Source organism: Achromobacter sp. GW823-FHT04E03, assembly GCF_058796095.1.
The window spans coordinates 239,046-265,379 of the sequence record NZ_JBXAIJ010000001.1 but is presented as its reverse complement, the minus strand read 5'-3'; the positions used below and the strand labels follow the sequence as shown (position 1 = coordinate 265,379).

Annotated in this window: 24 protein-coding genes; 13 read left to right on the top strand and 11 right to left on the bottom strand. The window is 64.8% G+C overall.

The genetic code is table 11. The features are described 5' to 3' along the window. The first annotated feature begins 44 nt into the window (after positions 1–44). The 13 genes from fliF (at position 45) to fliR (ending at position 11,388) form a co-directional block, all read left to right on the top strand. Positions 45–1,706 (top strand): flagellar basal-body MS-ring/collar protein FliF, encoded by a 1,662-nt coding sequence (gene fliF / locus AC1RHV_RS01220; RefSeq protein WP_054456695.1) that lies wholly within the window; start codon positions 45–47, stop codon positions 1,704–1,706. Next, positions 1,696–2,706 carry a flagellar motor switch protein FliG gene (fliG, locus tag AC1RHV_RS01215; protein WP_054456694.1) on the top strand — a complete coding sequence of 337 codons (1,011 nt, stop codon included), beginning with the start codon at positions 1,696–1,698 and terminating at the stop codon, positions 2,704–2,706. Before fliF ends, fliG begins: the two co-directional genes overlap by 11 nt. Then, complete coding sequence (gene fliH, locus AC1RHV_RS01210) at positions 2,699–3,442, top strand: flagellar assembly protein FliH (protein WP_492299618.1); 744 nt, start codon at positions 2,699–2,701, stop codon at positions 3,440–3,442. The genes fliG and fliH overlap by 8 nt, the downstream gene beginning before the upstream one ends. Further along, entirely contained in the window at positions 3,439–4,929 is a 1,491-nt protein-coding gene (gene fliI, locus AC1RHV_RS01205; RefSeq protein WP_175180796.1) for a flagellar protein export ATPase FliI, read from the top strand. The genes fliH and fliI overlap by 4 nt, the downstream gene beginning before the upstream one ends. Further along, complete coding sequence (gene fliJ, locus AC1RHV_RS01200; RefSeq protein ID WP_054456691.1) at positions 4,922–5,371, top strand: flagellar export protein FliJ; 450 nt, start codon at positions 4,922–4,924, stop codon at positions 5,369–5,371. The genes fliI and fliJ overlap by 8 nt, the downstream gene beginning before the upstream one ends. Positions 5,372–5,395: 24 nt before the next feature. Continuing rightward, positions 5,396–6,790 carry a flagellar hook-length control protein FliK gene (locus AC1RHV_RS01195; protein ID WP_492299617.1) on the top strand — a complete coding sequence of 465 codons (1,395 nt, stop codon included), beginning with the start codon at positions 5,396–5,398 and terminating at the stop codon, positions 6,788–6,790. A 170-nt stretch (positions 6,791–6,960) separates the two neighbouring features. Further along, the gene (fliL, locus tag AC1RHV_RS01190) at positions 6,961–7,578 is read left to right on the top strand and encodes a flagellar basal body-associated protein FliL (RefSeq protein ID WP_192352005.1); all 618 of its coding nucleotides are present in this window, start codon (positions 6,961–6,963) and stop codon (positions 7,576–7,578) included. Positions 7,579–7,580: 2 nt separating this feature from the next. Further along, positions 7,581–8,588 carry a flagellar motor switch protein FliM gene (gene fliM, locus AC1RHV_RS01185; protein ID WP_054456688.1) on the top strand — a complete coding sequence of 336 codons (1,008 nt, stop codon included), beginning with the start codon at positions 7,581–7,583 and terminating at the stop codon, positions 8,586–8,588. Then, positions 8,581–9,123: a flagellar motor switch protein FliN gene (gene fliN, locus AC1RHV_RS01180; RefSeq protein ID WP_175180793.1), complete on the top strand. Its 543-nt coding sequence runs from the start codon at positions 8,581–8,583 to the stop codon at positions 9,121–9,123. Before fliM ends, fliN begins: the two co-directional genes overlap by 8 nt. A 10-nt stretch (positions 9,124–9,133) precedes the next feature. After that, positions 9,134–9,457 carry a flagellar biosynthetic protein FliO gene (fliO, locus tag AC1RHV_RS01175; RefSeq protein ID WP_054456686.1) on the top strand — a complete coding sequence of 108 codons (324 nt, stop codon included), beginning with the start codon at positions 9,134–9,136 and terminating at the stop codon, positions 9,455–9,457. A gap of 27 nt (positions 9,458–9,484) precedes the next feature. Continuing rightward, positions 9,485–10,276 (top strand): flagellar type III secretion system pore protein FliP, encoded by a 792-nt coding sequence (gene fliP / locus AC1RHV_RS01170; protein WP_054456685.1) that lies wholly within the window; start codon positions 9,485–9,487, stop codon positions 10,274–10,276. 19 nt (positions 10,277–10,295) lie between these two features. Continuing rightward, on the top strand, positions 10,296–10,565 hold the full coding sequence (gene fliQ, locus AC1RHV_RS01165; protein ID WP_008163193.1) for a flagellar biosynthesis protein FliQ: 270 nt from the start codon (positions 10,296–10,298) through the stop codon (positions 10,563–10,565). Between the two features lie 34 nt (positions 10,566–10,599). Next, complete coding sequence (fliR, locus tag AC1RHV_RS01160) at positions 10,600–11,388, top strand: flagellar biosynthetic protein FliR (RefSeq protein WP_306650940.1); 789 nt, start codon at positions 10,600–10,602, stop codon at positions 11,386–11,388. 51 nt (positions 11,389–11,439) lie between these two features. Here fliR and AC1RHV_RS01155 read toward each other — a convergent pair whose 3' ends face one another. The 11 genes from AC1RHV_RS01155 to flgG all read right to left on the bottom strand — a co-directional run bounded on the left by AC1RHV_RS01155 (position 11,440) and on the right by flgG (position 26,307). Next, positions 11,440–13,035 (bottom strand): methyl-accepting chemotaxis protein, encoded by a 1,596-nt coding sequence (locus AC1RHV_RS01155; protein ID WP_306650938.1) that lies wholly within the window; start codon positions 13,033–13,035, stop codon positions 11,440–11,442. Between the two features lie 293 nt (positions 13,036–13,328). After that, complete coding sequence (locus AC1RHV_RS01150) at positions 13,329–15,062, bottom strand: methyl-accepting chemotaxis protein (protein WP_492299616.1); 1,734 nt, start codon at positions 15,060–15,062, stop codon at positions 13,329–13,331. Positions 15,063–15,201: 139 nt separating this feature from the next. Next, entirely contained in the window at positions 15,202–15,669 is a 468-nt protein-coding gene (locus tag AC1RHV_RS01145) for a hypothetical protein (protein WP_054456681.1), read from the bottom strand. 29 nt (positions 15,670–15,698) lie between these two features. After that, a complete protein-coding gene (locus AC1RHV_RS01140; RefSeq protein WP_192354182.1) occupies positions 15,699–17,549 on the bottom strand; it encodes a methyl-accepting chemotaxis protein in 1,851 nt (616 codons plus the stop codon). A gap of 100 nt (positions 17,550–17,649) precedes the next feature. Next, positions 17,650–19,539 carry a methyl-accepting chemotaxis protein gene (locus AC1RHV_RS01135; RefSeq protein ID WP_306653268.1) on the bottom strand — a complete coding sequence of 630 codons (1,890 nt, stop codon included), beginning with the start codon at positions 19,537–19,539 and terminating at the stop codon, positions 17,650–17,652. Between the two features lie 141 nt (positions 19,540–19,680). Then, positions 19,681–20,925 (bottom strand): flagellar hook-associated protein FlgL, encoded by a 1,245-nt coding sequence (gene flgL / locus AC1RHV_RS01130; RefSeq protein ID WP_054456678.1) that lies wholly within the window; start codon positions 20,923–20,925, stop codon positions 19,681–19,683. Between the two features lie 47 nt (positions 20,926–20,972). Next, positions 20,973–22,640 (bottom strand): flagellar hook-associated protein FlgK, encoded by a 1,668-nt coding sequence (flgK, locus tag AC1RHV_RS01125; RefSeq protein ID WP_192352002.1) that lies wholly within the window; start codon positions 22,638–22,640, stop codon positions 20,973–20,975. 70 nt (positions 22,641–22,710) lie between these two features. Next, complete coding sequence (gene flgJ, locus AC1RHV_RS01120) at positions 22,711–23,688, bottom strand: flagellar assembly peptidoglycan hydrolase FlgJ (protein WP_054456676.1); 978 nt, start codon at positions 23,686–23,688, stop codon at positions 22,711–22,713. A 5-nt stretch (positions 23,689–23,693) separates the two neighbouring features. Beyond that, the gene (locus AC1RHV_RS01115) at positions 23,694–24,830 is read right to left on the bottom strand and encodes a flagellar basal body P-ring protein FlgI (RefSeq protein WP_119452088.1); all 1,137 of its coding nucleotides are present in this window, start codon (positions 24,828–24,830) and stop codon (positions 23,694–23,696) included. 2 nt (positions 24,831–24,832) lie between these two features. Next, positions 24,833–25,522 (bottom strand): flagellar basal body L-ring protein FlgH, encoded by a 690-nt coding sequence (locus AC1RHV_RS01110; protein ID WP_119452089.1) that lies wholly within the window; start codon positions 25,520–25,522, stop codon positions 24,833–24,835. Beyond that, the gene (gene flgG, locus AC1RHV_RS01105) at positions 25,522–26,307 is read right to left on the bottom strand and encodes a flagellar basal-body rod protein FlgG (RefSeq protein WP_054456673.1); all 786 of its coding nucleotides are present in this window, start codon (positions 26,305–26,307) and stop codon (positions 25,522–25,524) included. The genes AC1RHV_RS01110 and flgG overlap by 1 nt, the downstream gene beginning before the upstream one ends. Positions 26,308–26,334 lie beyond the last annotated feature (27 nt).

Genomic DNA, 26,334 nt, shown 5'->3' with positions numbered 1-26,334 from the left:
ATGAAGTCCCAATTCCAGCTCCGCGTGGCCAGCGGGGGCCGCCAATGAACCAGCAGGCCACCCTGAGTTCGTCGCTGTTGACGAAGTTCCCCGTGCTGGAGAAGGTGCGCGCACTGCCCAAGCCTGTCCTGCTGGGCGCGGCGGCGGCTCTCGTCGCGGTCATCGTCGCCGTGGCGATGTGGAGCAGCGAACCCAAATACAAGGTGCTCTTCTCAAACCTGGACGACCGCGACGGCGGCGCCATCGTGGCAGCGCTCGGGACCATGAACGTGCCCTACCGCTATAACGAAACCGGCACCGCCGTGCTGGTTCCGGCCGACCGCGTGTACGACGCGCGTCTGCAATTGGCGTCCCAGGGATTGCCGCGCGGCGGCTCCGTCGGTTTCGAACTGATGGACAACGCCCGCTTCGGCGCCAGCCAGTTCACGGAACAGATCAACTACCAGCGCGGCCTGGAAGGCGAGCTGGCGCGTTCGATCGAAGCCATGCACACCGTGCAGCACGCCCGCGTCCACCTGGCCATGCCGCGCCAGTCTCTCTTCGTGCGCGAACGCCAGGCGCCCACTGCCTCGGTGCTGCTGAACATGCATCCGGGACGCAGCCTGAGCGACGCCCAGGTCTCCGCGATTTCCTGGCTGGTGGCCTCGAGCGTCCCCGAACTCACCGCCGAGAACGTATCCATCGTGGACCAGAACGGCCGCCTGCTGTCGGCGCCGATGGGCGAAGGCCGCGGCATGGACGCCGACCAGATGCGCTTCGTGCGCGAAATGGAACAGCGCACGGTCGAACGCATCCTCACCATCCTCAATCCGCTGGTTGGTCCCGGCAACGTGCACGCCCAGGCCAGCGCCGACGTCGACTTCGCCCGCCGCGAAGAAACGTCCGAGGTCTACCGCCCGAACCAGGAGCCCGGCCAGGCCGCCGTGCGCAGCCAGCAAACCAGCGACTCGACCCAGCGCGGCATCAACCCCGCGCAAGGCGTGCCCGGCGCGCTGTCGAACCAGGCGCCGGCCAACCCCCAGGCCCCCATCGCCAACCCGCCGCAACCCCAGCCGCCCCGCCCCGGCCAGCCGCAGCAACCGGCCAACGCCCAGCAGCAGACCAGCACGCAAGCGGTCACCGGCAACCTCAATGAACGCCGCGACGCCACCACCAACTACGAAGTGGATCGCACGATCAGCCACATCAAGCAGCCGGTAGGCAACCTCAAGCGCCTGTCGGTGGCCGTGGTGGTCAACTACATGCGCGACAAAGACGGCGAACTGCAGCCCCTGCCGGCCGAAGAGCTGAACAAGCTGACCAACCTCGTGCGCGAAGCCATGGGCTACTCCGAGACCCGTGGCGACTCGCTCAACCTGGTCAACAGTCAGTTCAACGATGGCCCGCCGCCGGTGCCGATGTGGCGCGATCCGGAAATGATCTCGCTGTTCAAGACGATCCTGGCCTGGCTGGTCGGTGGCGTGCTGGCACTGTGGCTGTATCGCCTGCTGCGCCGCACGGTGGGCGACTACCTCTACCCGCCGGTCGATCCGGAACAGGCTGAAGCCGAACGCATCGAAGCTGCACGCGAGGCCCAGGACGCGGCCCGCGCCAAGGAAGTGGACCGCTACCAGGACAACCTCGAACGCGCCCGCACGATGGCCAACAAGGATCCGCGCGCCGTCGCGATGGTTCTGCGCACCTGGATGAATAAAGATGAAAAATGATTCCACCCCGCTGGACGGCATGACGCGCAGCGCCGTGCTGATGATGTCGCTGGGCGAAGATGCGGCGGCCGAGGTCTTCAAATACCTCGGCGCCCGTGAAGTCCAGCAGGTCGGCGCCGCCATGGCCAGCCTGAAACAGGTCACGCGCAGCGACGTTGCGGTGGTACTGGAAGAGTTCCGCCAGGAAGCCGACCAATTCATGGCCGTCACGCTGGGCTCGGACGACTACATCCGTACCGTGTTGACCAAGGCACTGGGCAGCGACCGCGCGGCCGGCCTGATCGAAGACATCCTGGAAGCCGGCGAAGGCGGCAGCGGCATCGATGCGCTGAACTGGCTGGATCCGAACACCGTGGCCGAACTGATCGGCGACGAACACCCGCAGATCATCGCGACCATCCTGGTGCACCTGGAGCGCGACCGCGCCGCCGGCGTACTGGCGCTCCTGACGGACCGCCTGCGCAACGACGTGATGCTGCGTATCGCCACGTTCGGCGGCGTGCAGCCCGCAGCGCTGTCCGAGCTCACGGAAGTCCTGAATTCGGTCCTGGCCGGCCAGGGCGCAAAGCGCAGCAAGATGGGCGGCGTGCGCACCGCGGCCGAGATCCTGAACATGATGAACTCGACCCAGGAAGAAACCGTGGTCGCCAGCCTGCGCGAGCGCGACAACGATCTGGCACAGAAGATCATCGACGAGATGTTTGTCTTCGACAACCTGCTCGACGTCGAGGATCGCGCCATCCAGCTCATCCTCAAGGAAATCGACAACGACACGCTCATGGTTGCGCTCAAGGGCGCGCCGGAAGAGCTGCGCGCCAAGTTCCTGCGCAATATGTCCAGCCGCGCGGCCGAAATGCTGCGCGAAGACCTGGACGCGCAAGGTCCGATCCGCATGTCCAAGGTCGAGACCGAGCAGAAGAAGATCCTGCAGATCGCGCGTCGCCTGGCCGAAAGCGGCCAGATCGTCCTGGGCAACCAGGGAGACGACACCTATGTCTGAGGTGGACAGCGGCGCCACGACGCTCATCTCGCGCAGCGCCGCCTGGCGGCGCTGGCAGATGCTGTCGTTCGACGAGCCCGCGGTCGTCGAGGCGGAGCCGGAACCCGAACCCGACCCCGGACCGGATCCCGAAGTGGTGATGGCCCAGCTGCGCGCCCAGGCGCTTGTCGAAGGCCGCGAGGAAGGCCACGCGCAGGGCCATGCCGCCGGCCTGGAAGTTGGCCAACAGGCTGGCTACGAAGCCGGCCTGGCCGCCGGCCGCGAACAAGGCTACGCAGAAGGTCTCGTCCAGGCGCGTGAACAGGGCGCCGCGGAAGCACAGCGCCTGCATGCGCTGGTCGAAGCCTGCGCCGCTTCCCTCGGCTCGCTCGAAGAAAAAATGGGCCAGGGCCTGCTGACCCTCGCCCTGGACATCGCCCAGCAGGTAGTGCGCACCACGCTCGCAGACCAGCCGGAAACCGTTATCAACGCGGTGCGGGAAGTGCTGCACATCAACCCCACCGCCGGTGGCCCGATGCGCCTGTGGGCCAACCCCGAAGACATCGAACTGATCCGCCTGCATCTGGCGGATGAGCTCAAGGAAGGCCACTGGCGCGTCCTGGCCGACGAGTCCATCTCGCGCGGAGGCTGCCGCGCCGAAACGCCCTTTGGTGACATCGACGCCACCTTGCAGACGCGCTGGCGCCGGGTCGCGGCCTCCTTGGGCCGCAACGTATCCTGGGAGGAACCGGTGTGAGCGCCAATCCGGCCTCCCTCCAGCCAGGCCAACCGGCTGCGCCCGCTATTACGGTTCCGGTCATCGACCGCTGGCAGACCCAACTGCAAATCGGCTCCATCCGCGCGGGCTCGACCGATCCGTGGCTCGTCAGCGGCAAGATCACGCGCGCCACAGGTCTGGTGCTGCACGCGACCGGCCTGCGTCTGCCCGTCGGAGCAGCCGCCCGCATCGAAATCGCTCGCGGCCACGACCACTGGGCGGATGCCGAAGTCGTGGGTTTCGACGGCCACACGCTCTACCTGATGCCGCAGGCTGATATCTCGGGCCTGCCGCCCGGCGCCCGCGTCGTGCCTGGCGAGCCCCCCGTGCAACGCCAGATTCCGTTGCCGCGCAAGGCCGAACTGAACGGCAACGCCAAGCCGCAGCTGGGCCGCCACCTGCCGGTGGGCAACGCCTTGCTGGGCCGGGTCCTGGACGGCGCCGGCCGCCCGCTGGACGGACTGGGCCCGCTCACGGGCGCCGAACTGGCCCCCCTGTCCGCCCAACCGATCAACCCGCTATCCCGCGCCCCCATCGATACGGTGCTCGACACCGGCGTGCGCGCCATCAATGGCCTGCTCACCGTCGGCCGCGGACAGCGCATGGGCCTGTTCGCAGGGTCTGGCGTCGGCAAGAGCGTGCTGCTCGGCATGATGGCTCGTTACACCAAGGCCGACGTCATCGTCGTCGGCCTTATCGGCGAACGTGGACGCGAAGTCAAGGAATTCATCGAACACAACCTGGGCCCGGAGGGTCTGGCGCGCTCCGTCGTGGTGGCTGCGCCGGCGGACGTGTCGGCGTTGCTGCGCCTGCAAGGCGCCGCCTACGCCACGCGTCTGGCCGAACACTTCCGCGATCAGGGCCTGGACGTGCTCCTGATCATGGATTCGCTGACCCGCTACGCCATGGCGCAGCGCGAGATTGCGCTGGCCATCGGCGAGCCGCCGGCAACCAAGGGCTATCCGCCCTCGGTCTTCGCCAAGCTGCCGACGCTGGTCGAGCGCGCCGGCATGGGCGCGCCTGGACCATCCGGCAAGGCCGGCTCGATCACCGCCTTCTACACCGTGCTGGCCGAAGGCGACGACCAGCAGGATCCGATCGCCGATTCGGCTCGCGCCATCCTGGATGGCCACGTCGTGCTGTCGCGCCACCTGGCCGAAGCAGGCCATTACCCGGCCATCGACATCGAAGCGTCGATCTCGCGCGCCATGACTTCGCTGATCACGCCCGAGCAGTTCGCCGTGGTGCGCCGCTTCAAGCAAAGCCTGTCGCGCTACCAGCGCAACCGCGATCTGATCGCGGTGGGCGCCTACGCTGCCGGCAACGATCCGCAGCTGGACGAGGCCATCGCCCGCTATCCACGCCTGGAAGCCTTCCTGCAACAAGACATCGGCGAAAACGTCGGCTATGAAGCCGCCGTCAGCCAATTGCGCGCCAGTTTCGAATTGAGGGACGCTTATGCCTAGCCAATTGCCTTTGGACATGCTGATCAACCTGGCCAAAGAGAGCACGGACGAAGCCGCCCGCCTCCTCGGCAGGCTCAGCGCCGAACGCACCAACGCCGAACGCCAGCTGTCCATGCTGCACGACTACCGTCAGGACTACCTGGAACGGTTGCAACAGGCAATGACCAGCGGAATGTCCGCCAGCGACTGCCATAACTACCAGCGCTTCATCAGCACGCTGGACGACGCCATCAGCCAACAACAAGGCGTGTTGCGCCAAGCCGACGACAACCTCGCCAAGGGCCGGCTCTACTGGCAACAGGAAAAGCGCAAGCTCAACTCCTACGACGCCCTGGCGCAGCGCGAACTGCGCGCCCAGGCCGTGGTGGAATCCCGCCGCGAACAGCGCGCCAACGATGAATATTCCGCCCGTCTGGTCCAGCGCCAGACCGGCATGCATTGAGCAATACCTAACAGGAAGCCCCAGATGAACGCTCCCCTGCCCCTGCCCTCCATCGCGCCCGCCGCCCCCTCGTCGATCGCCGACGCGCTCGGCGCCAAGAGCGCGCCTGTAAACAACAAGAAGGGCCCCAGCTTCTCCGACGTGCTGGCCCAGCAGCGTCCCGCGCAACAACGCCCCAACCAGGCCGCCGACTCGCGCCCCGCGAACAACGGCGCGAAGACGCCGGCTGATGGCAAGACATCCAGCGACCCAGCCGCCCGCGCCGAAGGCGCCGCCGCCGGCGCCATCGACGAGGCGGTGCAAGCCGCCGCGCAGGCCGAGGCAGGCGCACTCGCCGTTGCGGCCGCGCAACCCGCGGTCATACTCCCGCAGCAAGCCCTCGAAATCGCGGCCCAGGCCGCAGAACAAGTGCAGCTCGCGCGCGGCAACGCCACCGCTGCCGCCGCAGCGATGAGCAGCGGCGCCGCCGTTCTGACCGCCGCATTGAATGCCGCCGACGCGGCACCCGCGACGCAGGCGCAGGCCGCTGCCATCGCAGCCTCTGGCGCTGTCGGCCTGACCGCTCCGCAGGCAGAGGCTGCCGCCGCGCTGGCCGCCCGCGAGGCAGAAATCGCCGTACCGGTCGTCACCGCGGCAGCCAAGCCCGGCACTGACGCCGCGGCCGTCGCGCAAACGCCGGTCCGCACCCCGGCCGCTACCGCGCCCGTCAAGGCCGAAACGCCGCGACTCGCTGCGGAGGTCGCGCTGCCCCGTCCCGCGCGCGACGCACGCCCCGCCGCGGACCATGGCACCAGGCCAGAACAGACCGACGAGACCCCTGCCCTGGCCAGCGCGCAACAGCAATTCCAGGCGCCCCAGCATGGCGCCTCGGCCCAGGACCATCTGGCCCAGGCGCTTGCCGCAGCCGCGCAGCGTCCTGCCGCCGCTCCCATTGCAAACCCCGCAGCAGTCGCCGCACCGGTCGTGCCGGTCGTGCTGCAAGTCGCCACTCCCGTCGGCGGCACCCACTGGGGCACGGAGCTCGGCCAACAGGTCGTCATGATGAGCCACAACGCGCGCCAAGGCATGCAAACTGCCGAACTGCGCCTCGATCCGCCCGATCTCGGCCCGCTGCGCGTCAGCCTGAACCTGTCGGACGGCGTCGCCAGCGCTTCGTTCGTGTCGGCCCACGCCTCGGTGCGCCAGGCGATCGAAACCGCCATCCCGCAACTGCAGCAAGCGCTGGCCCAGGCCGGCATCTCGCTGGGCCAGACCAGCGTGGGTGAACAAGCCGCCCAACAGGAGTTCGCGCAACAAGGCGGCAACGGCTCGCAACGCCATGCCGGAGGCGCCCAGACTGGCGCCGAAGCCGTGGCTGAAGCACCGGCTGCGGTAACGGCCCCGCGCAACGCCAACGCGCTGGTGGACACCTTCGCCTGACAAAGCAACGCATCGCTCCCGGCCACGGCTGCGGGCGGTGCAGCAATAGCTTGAGATACGCGGCTTTCGCCCTGTTTTTCGCCTCCAAGCGGAAGCGGCATTTGGGGCAGAATGCTTTCATCCACTAAGAACCCGTTTTCATCAGCGGCAAAACACGCATCGACACCGAGATGGCGACTTCCAAACCTTCACCCATGCCTGCGCGCGGCGCGCCTTCTTCCCGCTCCGGCGGCATGGGCCGTATTCTTCGCCCCTTGCTGGCAATCCTGGTCCTGCTCATCGTTGCCGCGGCCAGCGCCGGCGCAACCTGGTTCATCACCCAACGCATGCAGCCGCAGAACAGCGCAACCGTGCAGCTCGGCGTTGGTCAGGTGCCGGCAGGACAGCCTGGCCAACCCGGCCAGCCCGAACAAGGCCAGCAAGCCACCCAGACCACCTTCGTCGCGCCGCCGGCCAACCCGGTCGCCGTGCCCGCCCCGATCTTCGTACCGATCGAACCCTTCACCGTCACGCTGCAGAATCCGGATACGGAACGCATCATGCATGTGGGCCTGACGCTGCGCGTCAGCGATGAGCAGACCCGCTCGCGCCTCGAAAAGTACATGCCTGAAGTGCGCAGCCGCATCCTGATGGTGCTGTCGTCGCAATCGCCCACCGGCGTGCAGACTCAACAAGGCAAGACCGACATGGCCAACGCCATCAAGCAGGCCGTGAATCGCCCCTTCTCGCCCCTGCCGGACGGCCAGTATGTCACCGACGTACTGTACACGGCGTTCGTGGTGCAATAAGCATGGCCTACGAGGCATTTCTTTCGCAGGACGAGGTTGATGCGCTGTTGGCGGGCGTCACCGGCGAAAGCGACAGCAAAGCTACCGCCGCGGACCCGAACGCCGGCGCCCGCGCCTACGACCTGAGTTCGCCCGAGCGCGTCGTGCGCCGCCGCATGCAGACGCTGGAGCTCATCAACGAGCGTTTCGCCCGGCAGATGCGCCACGTGCTGCTGAACTTCATGCGCCGCAGCGCGGACATCACCGTAGGTTCGATCAAGATCCAGAAGTACGCGGATTTCGAACGCAACCTGCCCGTGCCGAGCAATCTGAACATGATTCAGATGAAGCCCCTGCGCGGCACGGCCCTCTTCACCTATGACCCGAACCTGGTGTTCCTGGTCATCGACAGCCTGTTCGGCGGCGATGGCCGCTACCACACGCGCGTCGAAGGCCGCGACTTCACCACGACTGAACAGCGCATCATCCGGCGCCTGCTCAACCTGACCCTGGAAAGCTACGGCAAGTCCTGGGATCCCGTCTATCCGATCGAATTCGAGTACGTGCGCTCGGAAATGCACACCAAGTTCGCCAGTATCACCGGCAACAATGAAGTGGTGGTCGTCACCTCGTTCCACATCGAATTCGGCGCGACCGGCGGCGACCTGAACATCTGCCTGCCTTATTCCATGATCGAACCGGTGCGCGATCTGCTGACGCGCCCGCTGCAGGAAACTACGCTCGAGGAAGTGGACCAGCGCTGGGCGCAGCAGCTCTCGCGTCAGGTGCGTAGCGCCGACATCGACGTGGTTGCGGAATTCGCCCGCATCCCCTCGTCGATCCGCGAACTGATGAGCCTGAAGGTCGGTGACGTCCTTCCCGTAACCGTGCCCGAAACCATAGTCGCCAGCGTCGACGGCGTGCCGTTGATGGAATGCGGCTACGGCGTCTTCAACGGCCAGTACGCCCTGCGCGTACAGAACATGTTTACCCACGATACAGAATCCAACGAGGCCTCTGACCATGACTGACAAGAACGAGCCCGGAACCGGCTCGTCCCCGGCCGACGACTGGGCCGACGCGCTCGCCGAACAATCCCGCGCCAATCCGCCCACCCAGGCCGACGGCCTGAAGCCCCAGGACGACTGGGCGGCCGCCATGGCCGAGCAGACCAGTGCGGCGGCACCCGCTGCCGCGCCGGCCCCTGCCGCGGCGGCACCTGCAGCTCCTGCCGCAGCCGCCCAATCTGCCGCCCAATCCGTATTCAAACCCCTGGCCGGCGCCACCGGCGGCGCGGGCGCGGATATCGACCTGATCATGGACGTACCCGTCCAGCTGACGGTCGAGCTCGGTCGCACCCGCCTGACCATCAAGAACCTGCTCCAGCTGGGTCAGGGCTCCGTGGTCGAGCTGGACGGCCTGGCAGGCGAGCCGATGGACATCTTCGTCAACGGCTACCTGATCGCCCAGGGCGAAGTCGTGGTCGTGGAAGACAAGTACGGCATCCGCCTGACCGACATCATCACGCCGTCCGAGCGGATCAACCGCTTGAACAACCGCCGCTGACCCTGGCGCCATGGACGATACCGCCCTCCTGCGCGTCGTTGCCGGCCTGATCCTGGTCGTGGCCGCCATCCTGGCCTCGGCCTGGCTGGCGCGCCGCGCCGGGCTGACACAACGCGGCGGCGGCAACCTGCTGCGGCAGGTCGCAAGCCTGCCCGTCGGTCCGCGCCAGAGCATCGTGGTGGTGGAAGTCGAGAACACCTGGCTGGTGGTGGGCGTCGGCCCGAACCAGCTCAATACCCTGCATACCCTGCCCGCCGGCCAGTTGCCGGAGGCTTCGACCTTGCCCGCGGCCGCCTTCGCGGCCAAGCTGGGCCAGGCGCTCAAGCGCCGCTAGCGCTGCCGCGCCCTCCAAGCGACACCCATGAGTTTGCCCACAAGCACGACACCCGTCCGCGCCCGGCCCGGCGCACTGCACCTGCTCGGCGCCGCCGCCCTGCTGGGCCTTACCCTGTTTCCCGCGGGTGTCGTCGCGCAGGCCACCTTGCCAGCGCTGACCGCCACGCCGGGTCCGAACGGTTCCGAAACCTATTCGCTCAGCATGCAGACCCTGCTGCTGATGACGTCGCTGTCGTTCCTGCCTGCCGCGCTGCTGATGATGACGGGCTTCACCCGCATCATCATCGTGCTGGGCCTGCTGCGCAGCGCCATGGGCACGGCCATGTCGCCGCCCAACCACGTGCTGATCGGCCTGGCGCTGTTCCTGACCTTCTATACGATGTCGCCGGTGTTCGACAAGATCTACACCGACGCCTACAAGCCGCTGTCCGAAGGCTCGATCCAGTTCGAGGCTGCAGTCGAGCGTGCCGCCGCGCCGCTGCGCACCTTCATGTTGCACCAGACGCGCGAGAACGATCTGTCGCTGTTCGCCAACCTGGCCAAGCAGCCGGCGCTGGAAGACCCTACTCAGGTGCCCCTGCGCATCCTGGTGCCGGCGTTCATCACCAGCGAACTCAAGACCGCGTTCCAGATCGGCTTCACCATCTTCATCCCCTTTCTCATCATCGACCTGGTCGTCGCCAGCGTACTGATGGCGCTGGGCATGATGATGGTGCCGCCAGTAACGGTGGCCCTGCCCTTCAAGCTGATGCTTTTCGTGCTGGCCGACGGCTGGAATCTGCTCATGGGCTCCCTGGCCCAGAGCTTCTACCAATAACGCCTGGAGGAAAATCGCCATGACCGCCGAAACCGTCATGACCATGACCTACCAGGCGATGAAGATCGTGCTGGCGATGGCCGGGCCCTTGCTGCTCGTGACGCTGGTGGTCGGCCTGGTCATCAGCATCTTCCAGGCCGCCACGCAGATCAACGAAATGACGCTGTCGTTCATTCCGAAGCTGTTGGCCATGTGCGGCGTGCTGGTGCTGCTGGGCCCGTGGCTTATTGGCGTCATGGTCGACTACATACGGCAGCTGATCGGCCAGATCCCCATGCTGGTGTCCTGAGCGGCGCCCGCCGCCGGACACCGGACCTTCCCCCATGATCGCCTTCACGCTCGAGCAGCTCAACGGCTGGATCGGCCAGTTTCTCTGGCCGTTTGTGCGCATCCTGGCGCTCGTGGGCACCGCCCCGCTGTTCTCCGAATCGCTGATTCCCATCAAGGTAAAGGTCGGGCTGTCCTTCGTCCTGGCCGTCGCCATCAGTCCGGCGCTCGATCCCGTGCCGCCCATTGCGCCCGGTTCGTTTACCGGGCTGTGGATGGTCATGCAGCAAGTGCTGATCGGCATCTCGCTGGGCTTCACGATGCGCCTGGTGTTCGCCGCCGTGCAGACCGCCGGCGAATTCGTTGGCCTGCAGATGGGCCTGTCGTTCGCGTCGTTCTTCGATCCGAGCTCCGGCGCCAATACCGCGGTGCTGTCGCGCCTGTTCAACATCATTGCGATGCTGACTTTTCTGGCCCTGGACGGCCATCTGCTGGTCCTGGCTGCGCTGGTTCGCTCTTTCGACACCTTGCCCGTCGCCATGATCCAGTTGCATCAGAACGGCTTTGGCGTGGTGGTGGAATGGGGCAAGACCATATTCGTATCGGGCCTGTTGCTGGCCCTGCCCCTGATCTGCGCGCTGCTGACCATCAACCTGGCCATGGGCATCCTGAACCGCGCGGCGCAGCAGCTGTCAGTGTTCTCTATCGGCTTTCCCGTAACGCTCATCATTGGCGTCACCATTCTGACGGTCGTGCTGCCGCACGCCGGGCCCTTCCTGGAATCGCTGTTCGAATCTGGGCTCACGGCGATGAGCCGGGTCGCCGACGCTCTGGCGGGCAAATAGGACTGGACAGGTGGTGGATGCCGGGCGGTGCGTGACACCGCCCGTTTCCGTTTACTGCTGCCCGGTAAGGCGGAACACCCGGATCGTCTCGCGCAGCGCGCCGGATTGGTTGCCCAGCTGCATCACGGCGCCACCCAGATCCTGAACCAGCGCGGTGTTCTGCACCGTCATCACGTCCATCTGCGACACCGCCGTATCCACCTGCTCGATGCCGCTGGACTGTTCCTGCGAAGCCTGCGAGATCTCGCCGATGATGTCGGTGACACGATGCACGGCGGCCACGATGTCCTGCATCGTCGCGCCCGCCTGCTCGGCCTGCTGGGAGCCTTCGGTCACGCGCTCCACCGAGTCTTCGATCAGGCCCTTGATCTCTTTGGCTGCCTGCGCGCTCTTCTGCGCCAGGCTGCGAACCTCGCCTGCCACCACCGCGAAGCCCTTGCCGGACTCCCCGGCGCGGGCCGCTTCCACAGCGGCGTTCAGGGCCAGGATGTTGGTCTGGAACGCGATGCCTTCGATGATGCTGACGATGTCGGCGATCTTGCGGGAGCTGTCCGAAATGCCGTGCATGGTGCTGACCACCTGCCCGACCGCCACGCCGCCCTTGCGCGCCACTTCCATGCTGCTGGCCGCAAGCTGGTTGGCCTGGCGCGCGTTGTCGGCGTTCTGCCGCACCGTGGAGGTCAGCTGTTCCATGCTGGCCGCGGTCTGCTGCAAGGACGCCGCCTGGCCTTCGGTACGGCCCGCGAGTTCCTGGTTGCCGCGCGCGATATGCGCTGCGGCATGGGTCGTGCCTTCAATGCCGCGATACACGTCCTGTGCAATCCCGATCAGGCTCTTGCGCATCACTTCCAGCGAGAACTTCAAACTTCCGACTTCATCGTCAGAATCCGCCACGATCTGCGTGGTCAGATTGCCCGCGGCCACCTGACGCGCCATATTGGCGGCATCCACCATCGGATCCAGCAGCGAGCGCGACAGGCGCCAGCCCATGCCAAAGATGGCGATGACGCCCAGCGCAATGGCCGCGCAGCCAACGCTCGCGCCCAAGGTGCCCAGTTCCGCCCAATTGGCCCGCAGGCCGTAAATGCCCGCGCCAGCCATGATTGCGGATGACAGCAGCGCGTGGCGCAGCATGCGGCTGCGGACATTGCGCCGGAATGGAAATGCCAGCACGTCCAAGCCGCGCCGCCAGCCCGCCCGCACGGGACGCCCGCGCAGGATGCGCACGCCCTTGGCCGTGCCCTCGCGAATTCGGGCATACAAATCCTCAGCCATTTCGATCTGTTCTTCGGAGGGGCGCACCCGTACCGAGGAATACGCCACGACGTCGCCGTTTTCGACGATGGGCGTTGCATTGGCCAGCACCCAGTAGTAACCGCCGTCCTTGCGCCGATTCTTCACCAGGCCCAGCCACGACTCTCCGGCCTGCAGCGTTTCCCACAGGTCTTCGTAGGCTTCGGGCGGCATGTCGGGATGGCGCACGATGTTGTGCGGTTTGCCGATGAGTTCTTCGCGGGAGAAACCGCTGACTTCGACAAAAGCCGGGTTCGCATAGACGATCCGGCCCTTGGTATCAGTACGCGAGATCAGGTATTGATCCTCGCGCAGCTTGGTTTCTACATTGTGGACGGGTAGGTTGACGCGCACAGCTTGCCTCCGGATACATCATGTCGAGCAGCGAATGAATATCGGCGAGCAAACCGGATCTGACGCCCCGCATAGACGTGTTCCCCCGCCAGGTTCGTCAGGCTCCGGGACGGCACGGCCCCGCATTTTCGAACACTGTTCACCGCCCTTTTCAGGCGTTATTGTTGTTAACGACCAAATTTTCGAAAACTTAACGTGCGCATGAATTTGCGCACGCCAAGGCGCAAAGCATATGGACCGCGGCCGCGCATCAGCGCGGCCGCGGTCCTGTTACTGACGTCAGACGACGGGCATCAAGCCTGCGTCAGCGTCGGCGCGGCGTAACCGCCTGACAACTGGTGCGCAGGAACTTCGATCACTTCGCCCGTGTTGATCTTGAACACGGCCACTGCTTCGGTCAGGCGCTGGGCCTGCTCCTGCAGCGAACCCGCGGCCGCGGCCGCCTCTTCCACCAGCGCCGCGTTCTGCTGCGTCACCTCGTCCATCTGCGACACGGCACGGTTCACCTGGTCGATGCCGCTGGACTGCTCTTCGGAAGCGGCCGAGATCTCGCCCATGATGTCGGTCACCCGCTTCACCGAGGCCACGATCTCCTGCATCGTCGCACCCGCACGCTCTACCTGCTGCGAGCCCGCGCCGACCTTGCTCACCGAATCCTCGATCAGGCCCTTGATTTCCTTGGCCGCCTGGGCGCTGCGCTGCGCCAGCGAGCGAACCTCGCCCGCCACCACGGCAAAGCCCTTGCCCTGCTCACCCGCGCGCGCTGCTTCCACCGCCGCATTCAGCGCCAGGATGTTGGTCTGGAAGGCAATGCCATCGATCACCGACACGATCTCGGAGATCTTGCGCGAGCTTGCCGAAATGCCTTGCATCGTGCTGACCACCTCCGACACCGCCGAACCGCCGCGCTCGGCCACATCGGACGCGCTGGCCGCCAGCTGGTTGGCCTGGCGCGCATTGTCCGCGTTCTGCTTCACGGTCGACGCAAGTTCTTCCATCGAAGCCGCGGTTTCCTCCAGCGAAGCCGCCTGCTCTTCCGTGCGGCTGGACAGATCCGTATTGCCGGCCGAGATTTCGCGCGAACCCACCGTGATTTCGTCCACGCCGCTGCGCACCGCGGATACGGTACGGGTCAGGCTTTCCTGCATGCGCTTGAGCGCGGCGAACAACTGGCCGATCTCATTGTGAGAACGCACTTCCACGCGGCTGGTCAGGTCTCCGGCTGCAATCTTGTCGAAATGCTGGCCGGCTTCCACCAAGGGGCGCACCACCAGGCGGCCGAACACCAGACGCGCCAGAATCATCAGCAGCACAGCCAGGCCGACCGCGACACCCACCGCCACCATGGCGAGGTTGAAATTGGCTTCGGCCTTTTCGATCGTGGCTTGCTGCTGGTCACCGATGTACTTGCCAAACTCGCTGAGCGCCTCGATGAAGGCTGCGCTGCGCGGCGTGCCGTACTCGTTGTTCACCATGTAGAAGGTGGAATAGTCTTCGCTGCGCAGGGCTTCGACCATGGTATCCACGCCGTCGTCGATGTAGGAACGATAACGACGGACCAGGTTCATGGACAGCTGGCGGCCCGTATCGTCCTGCAGCATGTTCTTCTGGAAATCGGCGAAACGGCTGCGCACGCCGGTCAGCAGGTCCGTGGCGCCCTTCAAGGCCGCCGCGGCATCGCGGGCCGAGTTCTCGCCGCTGCCCCAGCCGGATTCCTGCAGGTGGCGCGCGGCGACCATCAAGGCAACCCGCGCGCGCAACATGTCGCTGTTGATCACTTCGACCTGCTTCGAACGTTCGGTCAGTGCATTGACCTCGCGAATCGACTCATAGTTGTTCTGCAGGAAATACGCGGCCAGACCGCCCACCGCCGCGATCAACACGGCGAAGAACGCCATGACCCACAGCAACATGGTGCCGACGCGGGCATCGCGCAACCGCAGCTTGCGCTTCACCTTGGGTGCGCGCGCGGCCTTCTTCTTGCCGACCTTTCCGGACTTCGTACCGGACTCGAGACTCGCTTCCATATTATTTCCCCATCCCTCAGGAACTACTCTGACCAAATAAAAAACCACCCGATGGACATGCCTTGTTACACGAGACATGCACTCCGGGCGACGTACATCGCGGCTCGCGCCGCGATGCTCCCCGCTGGACTACAGGGCGCTATTTGCCCTGAGGCTGCAATCCGGCCGGTTCACCCGGACCCGGTATGTAGATGGTCTGCACCTCGGGGGCCGCGGCGGGCGGCGCCATGTCCTGACGCAGGTCAGGCATAGGCGCGGGTCCCAGCAGCTTCTGGCGTTCCCAGGGTTCCAGCAAGATATTGGTGCTGTCGACGAGGCGCAGCAGTCGGCCGTCCGGACCGAATTGCAGCAGCGCTTCCTTGCGGCTGTACAAGCCGTCCGCGACGAAAGTGATTTTGAAGGCCCAGAGCGCGAGCAGCGTACCGTCGGTCTGCTTGTAGAGTTTGTCGGGCGGGGCGGTCAGTGCACGTGAAGCCTCTTCCAGCGTCGTTTGCCCAGGGGTCAAGGTCGACAGCTTGTCCGGGTCGAAATTGTGCCCGGACGCCGCGCAGCCGACCAGAAGAACCGCCACCACGGCCGTCGCCAGAAGATGTATATAGCCTCGCATACCCTACCCATTTACCGGCAACGCCGGTGTCAGAAAGATTCCCAGTCGTCATCCGCAGGCGCTGATCGGCGGCCAGCCGTCGCGGCGGGCTTGGCCGCCGGTGCAGCAGCCGGACGTACCGTGGGACGGCGCAGCGGCCGCGCCGCTGTCGCCCCTTCAGCCGCAGCCGGCTTGGTCCGGGTGGAATGCGTCAAGCGCACGGCCGGCACTGCCTTGGCCTCCGCCGCGGGCGCGTCCGCCTGCACTGCGGCCGCGACCGGGGCAGCCACGCGCGCCGCCGGACGTTGACCCGCCAACTGATGCGCGGGGACTTCGATCACTTCGCCCGCATTGACCTTGAACACAGCCACTGCTTCGGCCAGGCGTTCCGCCTGTTCCTGCAGCGAACCCGCGGCCGCGGCAGCCTCTTCCACCAGCGCCGCGTTCTGCTGCGTCACCTCGTCCATCTGCGACACGGCACGGTTGACCTGGTCGATGCCGCTGGACTGTTCTTCGGACGCCGCCGAGATCTCGCCCATGATGTCCGTCACGCGCTTCACCGAGGCCACGATCTCCTGCATCGTCGAGCCGGCGCGCTCCACCTGCTCCGAACCCGCGCCGACCTTGGACACGGAATCCTCGATCAGGCCCTTGATTTCCTTGGCCGCCTGGGCGCTGCGCTGCGCCAGCGAGCGCACTTCGCCCGCCACCACGGCAAAACCCTTGCCCTGCTCACCCGCGCGGGCCGCTTCTACCGCCGCATTCAGCGCCAGGATGTTGGTCTGGAAGGCAATGCCATCGATCACCGACACGATCTCGGAGATCTTGCGCGAACTGGCCGAGATTTCCTGCATGGTATTGACCACTTCCGACACCGCCGAACCGCCGCGCTCGGCCACGTCGGACGCGCTGGCCGCCAGCTGGTTGGCCTGGCGCGCGTTATCCGCATTCTGCTTCACGGTCGATGCCAGTTGCTCCATCGAAGCCGCGGTTTCCTCAAGCGAAGCGGCCTGTTCTTCCGTGCGGCTGGACAGGTCCGTATTGCCGGCGGAAATCTCGCGCGAGCCCACGTTGATCTCGTCCACGCCACGGCGCACCGCAGATACGGTACGAGTCAGGCTTTCCTGCATGCGCTTGACCGCAGCCATCAACGTGCCGATCTCGTTGGTCGAGGTCACGTCTACGCGGACGGTCAGATCACCGCCAGCGATCTTGTCGAAGCTGTCGCTAACAGCGCGCAAAGGCCGCAGAACGACACGATTCATGAACAGGAAGGCGCCCAGCCATACCGCCACGATCAGCACCGCCAACGCGGCGTACACAATGGCCATCGTCGCCGCCTGCGAGCGCGAGGACGACACCATCTCTTCGCTGTAGGAGGTAATGTCTTTGGCGAATTCGCCCAGTTGTTTCGAGAACGCCCCGCTCGCGGCGCCGGCCCTGGTGTTTTTCAAATCCAGGTAAGCCGCCGAATCGCCCTTGTCCAACGCCGACATCATGGCTTGCAATGCGTCTGCAAAGCCGTTGAACGAGGAAAGAAGGTCACCCTCGGCGCTCTTTCCTACCGCCGTGGTCTTCGGGATGGCCTTGAAGGTCTCCATCTTCTTCTTGGCGTCGGCGACCAGCTGTTGCACCGTACGGGTGTTCTCGCTGGCGCCATTGGCGTCGCCCGTGGCCCGCTGCGCGGCAGCGATGTCGGCGCGTATGGTCGCGCGCAGCATCTGCGTGTAAGCGTCCTTGATCAGATTCGCCTGCTGTACGCTCAAGCTATCCAGTGCATTGATCGCCTCGGAGTTGGAACGCATGCTGTTCCAGCCCAGGACGATGGAAACCAGCGCGGCCAGCGCTACGGCCAACTGGGCAAGCATCAAGCCCGTACGCACCTTCAGATTGCTAAACATTTCCGTATATTCCGGTAGTCGTCCCGGCGGCACTCTTGCCGCCAGGCCGTAAATAGGGGGGGTAGCTTTACTGCCTGTGCTGCGCTGACGGATCCCTCCGTCAGAAAGACTCCCAATCGTCATCCGCCGCAGGCGTTAGGCGCCGGCTGGAGGCTGGCGCCGCAGGCGCGGCATCCTTGGCGCTCGCCGGGCGACTGGCTGGCCGGCGTAGCGGACGAACGGTGGTGGCCGCTTCCGGCGCTGGCTTGGGCCGGGCGACCTGAGTCAGGCGTGGCGCAGGCGCCGCCTTGGGTGCAGGTTCCGCCGGCTGAGGCGCTTCAGCGTTAGCGGGTTCGGCGGGCACCTTGCCTGCCGCAGCCTGCGGCTGTGTGGGCGGCGCCGGCATGCGGGGCGCGCTGCGTTGCGATGCCAATTGCTGCGCGGGGACTTCGATCACTTCGCCCGCATTGATCTTGAACACGGCCACTGCTTCGGCCAGGCGCTGCGCCTGTTCCTGCAGCGAACCCGCGGCCGCGGCCGCCTCTTCCACCAGCGCCGCGTTCTGCTGCGTCACCTCGTCCATCTGCGACACCGCGCGGTTCACCTGGTCGATGCCGCTGGACTGTTCTTCGGACGCCGCCGAGATCTCGCCCATGATGTCCGTCACCCGCTTCACCGAGGCCACGATCTCCTGCATCGTCGACCCTGCGCGCTCCACCTGCTGCGAGCCCGCGCTGACCTTGGTCACGGAATCCTCGATCAGGCCCTTGATTTCCTTGGCCGCCTGGGCGCTGCGCTGCGCCAGCGAGCGCACTTCGCCGGCCACCACCGCAAAGCCCTTGCCCTGCTCACCCGCGCGCGCCGCTTCCACCGCCGCATTCAGCGCCAGGATGTTGGTCTGGAAGGCAATGCCGTCGATCACCGACACGATCTCGGAGATCTTGCGCGAGCTGGCCGAAATGCCTTGCATCGTGCTGACCACTTCCGACACCGCAGAACCGCCGCGCTCGGCCACATCGGAAGCGCTGGCCGCCAGCTGATTGGCCTGGCGCGCATTGTCCGCGTTCTGCTTCACGGTCGACGCAAGTTCTTCCATCGACGCCGCGGTTTCCTCCAGCGAGGCCGCCTGCTGCTCGGTGCGGCTGGACAGGTCCGTGTTGCCGGCGGAAATCTCGCGCGAGCCCACGTTGATCTCGTCCACGCCACGGCGCACCAGCGCCACGGTGCGGGTCAGGCTTTCCTGCATACGCTTGATAGCGCCAAACAATTGGCCAATCTCGTTGGTGCTGCGCACGTCGATGCGCCCGGTGAAATCGCCGCCCGAGATCTTTTCAAAATGGTCGCCCGCTTCCCGCAACGGGCGCAGCACGGTCCGGCTGATGAACAGCCAGCAGCCCAATGCCAAGGCCAGGGAGATCGCCAGCATGACTATCGTGACCGTGCGCGAAACGCCGTGGGCCGCTTCGGCCTGCACCACCAGCTCATCGGTGCTGGAGTCGATATGCGCCAGCACGCCGCCGACGGCCTCTCTCAGAGCCGTGTTCGCCGCGCTTCCCGCGTCGTTCAGATCCAGGTAGTCCTGCACGGCCATGGTCGACAACGCAGCCGCCTGACGCCTGACCACGTCGCTGAACTGCTTGTAGGCGCCTTCCAGCTTTTGATTCAACGCCTCCGAGCCTTCCAGGCGCGGTGCCTTGCGGTATGCGTCCAGCGCCTGAGCGCCTTCCTGCATCAAACCTTCCGCGCGCTTGGCCTGCGAAGTCGCCTGTTCGGTCTTTCCTTGCTGCAGATCCATCAGCGACGTCGCCAACAGCAAGCGGCCGCGCAGGAACAGGATGTAGGCCCGGTTCAGCTGCGAGGCCTGCGTGGAATAGGCGTCGTTGACCCGCTCCAGCTTCTCATTGCTCGAGTTCAGCCCCATCCACGCCACGCCATTTGAGATGAACATGGCGCCCGTGAAGAGCAGCAACACCAGAACGAGACAGGTGCGGACTTTCAAGTTGACAAGCATGGAATATCCGAGCGTTAAGCAATGTGAAACGACTATTTCCTACTCTGCACGCACACACGGACGCCCCGGCCCCTGGCCAGTAGCGTCCGCAAAGGCGCAACCCTACGCACCCGATGGCGCGTTTTTGTACCTACCGCATTGCTACTTGCGGCTGAACAGACTTGATCCCTGGATGGTCATGAATGCTGCCGACGCCGCTTGCAGCGCGACCTGGCGCAACGCGAGCTGGCTGGCGCCTTGGTAGTAGTCCAGTTCTTCCAGATCCGAGAGAGATTTGGAATAGGACAGCCCCTTCTGCGTACCGGTGGCATCCAGCGCATCCAGTTCATTCATGCGAGCGCCGACCGAAGCTTGTACCGTCAGCACGTTGTCATAGGTATTTGCCAACTTCTTGTTGGCGGTAGCGAGTGCATTGTTCAACTTTGCCGTCGCCACCGGATCGCCGCTGCTGGGCGCATCCAGAGCAGCGATCACATCGTCCAGGGCTGCGAACACATCCATATCGGCGGCCTGAACGCTCTCGACATTGATCACGTCGCCTGCGTTGGGAGCACCCTTGATTGCCACCGACACGCCGCCAAAATCAATGGTCGCACCATCGGTATACCCGGTAGCAGGCAACCCCGCAGCCGGTACTGTGGAGCTAGATCCGTCGGGATTGGTCGTCGTAACCCGGTAACCGATAGCGCCCGTAACCGCATCGGCCTCAAACTGCACGGCAAAACTCTTTCCGTTGTTGGCAGATCCGGGCACAACGGAAGGCGCGCCGAACTGGGCAGTCCCGGTATTGGCGCTTGCAGCCGATGCGACGAAAGCCTGCGAACCCGGATTGGCTCGGGCAAAAATGTCCTTGCCCAGGTCACTGGTGGACAGTTGCCGGCTTTGATCAACCTGAATGGTTCGTTCGCCGACCGAGCCGCTGTAAACAATCTGACCGGCAGCATTCTTCGCGTACGGCATGACGCTGCCATCATTACCGGAGAACAGGTACTGGCCATTGCCATCGGTGGTATTGGCCAAGCCCAGCATCGCTTCACGGGTACTCTTGAGTGCCGCGGAGAGAGTCTGGCGATCCGTATCGGACAGCACGCCACCCGCCTGGATGATGCGTGTTCTCGCTTCCTGCAGAGCGTTCGTGACGGCGGTCAAGGTGTTGTTCTCTTGACCCAGGTTCGTATTGGCCGTCTGGCGGTTCATGCCATACGTACTGTTCATGCTCTGCGTCTGTGCGACGCTGATGGCCTGCGCCGCCGCCAAGGGGTCATCGGCAGGGCTCAGGTTCTTGCGTCCGCTACCGACCTGCTCAACCAGGCGGTTCATATCGGATTCCTGAGAGAGAACGCCCTTCAGGCCGTTCGAGTACATCATCGAGGTGCTCAGGCGCATGGTGAAGCTCCGAAATTTTCTTTATTTGTCACGATTCAACGATCCGATCAGCCGCGCAGACCCAGCAGCGTGTCGAACATGGTGCTGGCCACGTCAATGATGCGAGCACTGGCTTGATATTGTTCCTGGTACAGCGACAGGCTGACGTATTCTTCGTTCAGGTTGACGCCCGAGACAGCCTGCTGCGCCGCAGTCTTCTGCGTGATCAGGTTTGCCTGCGCGGTCGCCGCGGACTTGAGTTGAGCGGTTTGCACCCCAACCGTATTCACCACCTGGCCGAACATATCGTTCACGCTCATCGTGCCGTTACCAAGCACCTTGCTGTTCTGCAGCTGAGCCAGTTTCAGCGCGTTCTTGCCGTTGGCGTCACCGCCTTCTAAGTCGGCCGCCGCGATCTTGTAAGGATCGGAGATCAGAACGGTAAGATCGCGTGCCGCATCGCGCGTGGGTGCCAGCGACCATTTGTCGCCAGCCTGGGGCGGCGCGCTGATGGTCAGGGTCACACCCATCTCGCTGTCGAGATTCAGCGTGCCCGGCGTCCCGGTGGCCGGACCGTTGTAGACCTGCGAACCTTCCGGCATGCGCAGCACGCGGTAGTTCGTGCCGTCGAAGGAAATCTCGTATTCCTTGGCGTTGATGTTGTTCAGGTTCGTGAACTGACCCGAAAGCGACGCGTTGCTCTTGTTCTGCGCATTCGGTACGCCCTGCGGCGAACCGATGCCAAAGAAGTCCGTGCCGGGATTGCCGTTCTGGTCCAGGCCCTGCTTGTGCTGCTCGTTGAAGGACAGCGCCAGGCCGACGGCCATCTGACCCAGCTGGCTTTGCATGACATCCAGCGAAGTCGCGCGAAATTGCAACAGGCCGCCCAGCGAGCCGCCGGTCACTTCCGCATCATCCAGCTCCACGGCGACCGTCTTACCCGAGCCGGCCGGCAGCGTGTAGGCAATGGCGGTGCGTCCCGTATCCTTGGAGGAAGCCACCGCTTGCAGCGGATAGATGGTGCTGCCGGACAGCAGCGCCTGGCCGCCATTGGCCAGCGAAATATTGATCTTGTCGCCCTGTTCGTAGGTGGTGATGCCTACCAGCTGATTCAGTTCCATGACGGCCTGGTCGCGCTGATCCAGGAGATCGTTCGGAGGACTGCCGCCCGCCTTGCCCGTAGCCAGCGAGATTTGCTGGTTCAGATCGTCGATACGCGTCAGATAACTGTTGACCTGCTCGACCGTCGTGGTGATCTGCGTGTTCAGGCCGATGCGCTGGTTTTGCATCTCGGTGTAGGCCGAACGGATCTGGGTGGCCAGGCTATTGGCCTTGCCCAGCAAATCCTGGCGCGCGGCAGGGTCGGCAGGCTTGCTGGCCACCGCATTCATGCTGGTGAAGAAATTGGTCAGGCCCGGCGCGATGCCGACGGTGCGGTCGGCGAACAGGTTGTTGATTGCCGAGACCTGGTTGTATTGCGTCTGCAACTGGGCGCCACTGCCCTGAGCGCCGACCAGTTGCTTGTACAGGAAACTGTCGTAGCTGCGCACGACCGTGTCGACCTGCACGCCTCGGCCTATGTAGCCGTTGCTGGTCGCCTGGGCACCGGCAGTCGAAACCATGACGCGCTGGCGGTTGTAACCGACCGTGGTGGCATTGTTGATATTGTGGCTGGTGGTGGCCAGCCCTGCCTGAGCGGCGTTCAGCCCGCCCAGCGCCAATTTATACATATTCATGCTGACAATGCCCCGTATTTAACCGCTGATATACCTGGATATCCAATTAACGGCAGGAGGTGATCCGAATTTAGAGTCCTTCCAACATCTGGCGAGAAATTTCCACCTTGGATGCCGCGCCCCGCAGCTGGCTCATCACGCCGATCAACTTTTGCGCATACTGGGGATCCGTCGCATAACCCGCGTCCTGGATCCGGCGCGCCGCCTCGATCTCGTTGCGGGCCTGCGTGACGGCCTCGTAGCGCGGGCTGTTGCCGATCAGACGGGCGTAATCCGCGAACGATTCCTCGTAGGACGCGTAGGCGCGGAAAGGTTGCGTCACCTTTTTCGCCACGCCGTCTTCGTATTCAGTAGTCAGTACGTTGACAACCTGCCCCTTCCAGCTGGATCCCGCCTTGATGCCGAACAGGTTGTAGCTGGTGCTGCCGTCCTGGTGCTTGATCTCGCGCTTGCCCCAGCCCGACTCCAGCGCCGCCTGGCCCATGATGAGGCGGGCCGGCACGCCGCTTTGCTGGGAAGCGAGATTGGCTGCGCGCGACATCTTTGATACGAAGGCGACCACGTGGTCGGGCGCGCCTTCCGCAGCGGCCAGTGCCCGGTTCTGCGCGCTGTTGTTGCGCATCACGTTCAGCAATGCCGACACTTCGCGCGAGCCAGCGGCGCGGAAGTCGAGGTCCGCGCCCTCTCCCAGGCGCTTGACCGCATCCGCGCCCAACTCGCCGGGCTTGCCCTGCTGCATCTGCGCCAGAATGGCGCCGGAAAGGCCGATACCAGGCGACGCCAGATGCAGGGCGAGCTGCTCGTCCGCCATGGACTGCAGCATCTGCGTCTGCTGCGAGTCGAACAGCCCTTCCTTAGGCGTTGCCTCGCGCATGCGCTTGACCATCATCTGCAGGAACAGGGCCTCGAACTGCTTGGCAACCTGCTTCTGCTGCTCGGTCCCCTCAGGATCCTTTTTGACATCGCGCTTCAGGTCAGACAAGCGGCCCATGTCGAAAACCGAATCCTGCCGGCTGGCGCCGCGCGCCGCATCATTGGTGTACGCCATGGCCGTCAGATGATTTCCAGTTCGGCGCGCAAGGCGCCGGCGGTCTTCATGGCCTGCAGAATCGCCAGCAGGTCCTGCGGCGTGGCGCCCAGGGCATTCAAGCCCTTGACCACATCCGCCAGATTGGCGCTGGTGCTCACGCGTTGCAGGGAACCGTTCTCCTGACGCACCTCGATCTGCGTATTGGGTACCACCACCGTCTGCCCTTCGGTGAAAGGCGTGTCCGGCTGCGATACCTGGTTCTGGCGATTGATGATGACCGACAGATTGCCGTGGGCCACGGCGGCTTCTTCGATCATGACGGTGCGGTTCATGACGACCGAACCCGTGCGCGCATTGATGATGACCTTGGCCACCGTGGGCGCGCGCGCCACCTGCAAGTCTTCGAGCTGCGACAGGAAGCGCGCCTGCGAAGCCTGATCCATCGGTGTGCGCACCTGCACCACGCGTCCGTCCAGCGCAGTGGCGGTGCCTTGGCCGAACTTGCGGTTCAACGCCATGGCCACATTCTGCGCCGTGCCGAAATCGGTATTGTTCAGTTCCACATAAACGTAGCCGTCACGCGCGAACGTGGTGGGCACGCCGCGCTCTACGATGGCGCCCGCGCTGATGCGCCCGCCATTCAACTGGTTGATCTGCACGCTGGAGCCACCGGCGGAGGCGCCCGCGCCGCCCACCAGGATGTTGCCCTGGGCGATCGCGTAGACCTGGCTATCGGCCCCCTTGAGCGGGGTCATCAGCAGTGTGCCTCCGCGCAGGCTCTTGGCGTTGCCCATGGACGAAACCACCACGTCCAGCGTCTGGCCCGGCCGGGCGAATGCCGGCAGCGTGGTCGTGACCATGACCGCGGCCACGTTCTTCAATTGCATATTGCTGCCGGGCGGAACGGTAATGCCCAGCTGCGACAACATATTGGTCAGACTTTGCTGCGTGAACGGCGTCTGCCGCACCTGATCGCCACTGCCATCCAGACCCACGACCAGGCCATAGCCGATCAGCTGGTTGCCCCGCACGCCCTGGATCGACGCCAGGTCCTTGAGCCGTTCGGCGTGCGCCGCACCCGCGCCGGCCATCAGCCCGACCGAAATGCAGACGCGCGCCAACAAGGACACCAAGGCGGATATCGGATTCGGTTGTTTCATGTTCAGAACGGCGAAGCGATCAGGAAGAAGCGTTGCAGCCAGCCCATGGTCTGGACTTCGTCCATGACGCCTTTGCTGCGGTACTCGATGCGGGCGTCGGCCACCTGCGTGGACGACACGGTGTTGGTGCCGGTAATGGAGCGCGGATCGACTACGCCGGAGAAGCGCACAAATTCGCTGCCCCGGTTGATGGCGATCTGCTTTTCGCCCGCGACCTGCAGGTTGCCGTTGGACATCACCCCCACCACCGTGGTCGTGATGGTGCCGGTAAAGGCATTGTTCGCCGTGCTGTCGCCCTTGCCCTGCGACACATTGCCGCCCTTGGCGTCGGTGTTCAGGTTGGCATTGGCCCAGCTATCCATGAAGGACGGCGCGGCGGCGATGCCCAGGGAAGCGCTGCCGCTGCGGTTGGTGTTGGTGGCGACGTTCTTGGAAGCGTTGGTCTTTTCGTTCAGGACGATGGTGACGATATCGCCCACGTTGCGCGGCCGGCGGTCCTCGAACAAGGGATAGTTGCCGTAGGTCGTCGGCTGATAGATCGAGCCCGTGGGCTGCGCCATGGGCGTGGGCGGCGGCGGCGGCGCCGCCGTCGTCGGCCCGGTCACGATGGGCTCGGGCGGGATCATGGCGCAACCGGCCACCAGCATAGCCAGGGCCGCACTCGATACCAGGCGCAGGACAGACATGGGCATCACAGTTGGGTCAGGCGGGCCAGCATTTCGTCCGAGGTCTTGACGGCCTTGCTGTTCATTTCGTAGGCGCGCTGGGTGGTGATCATGTTGACCAGCTCTTCAGCGACGTTGACGTTGGAGGTTTCAACGTACTTCTGCATGATCGAACCGGCGCCGTCCACGCCAGGCTGCAACAGGTTGGCGGGTCCCGAAGCGTCGGTCTCCAGGTACAGGTTCTCGCCGACGCTCTGCAAGCCGGTGGGGTTGATGAACGTGGCGATCTGCAGCTGGCCGATCTGCACGTTGATGCCAGCGGCGCCGGGCTGCGTCACCGAAACGATGCCGTCGTTACCAATGGAGATCGACAGCGCATTGTCGGGGATGTTCATCGGCGGCTGGATCACGTAGCCGCTGACGGTCGTCAACTGGCCGTTCTGGTCGCGTTGCAGTGCGCCGTCGCGGGTGTAGGCCTGGGTGCCGTCAGGCAGTTCGACCTGCAGGAAACCACGGCCATTGATGGCGATATCCATCTCGCTGCCTGTGTTGTTCAGATTGCCGGCGGTGTGGATGCGCTCGGTCGCGGCCACGCGCGCACCGGTACCCAGTTGCAGGCCCGACGGCAGCTGGGTAGCGTCGCCGACTTGGGCGCCAGGCTGACGCAGCGTCTGGTACATCAGGTCCTGGAACACGGCGCGACCGCGCTTGAAGCCATTGGTCGAAACGTTGGCCAAGTTGTTCGAAATCACGTCCATGGAGGTCTGCTGACCTTCCAGACCCGTCTTGGCGATCCACAACGAACGCATCATGATGAAGTACTCCTGGTGCCGCGGCCC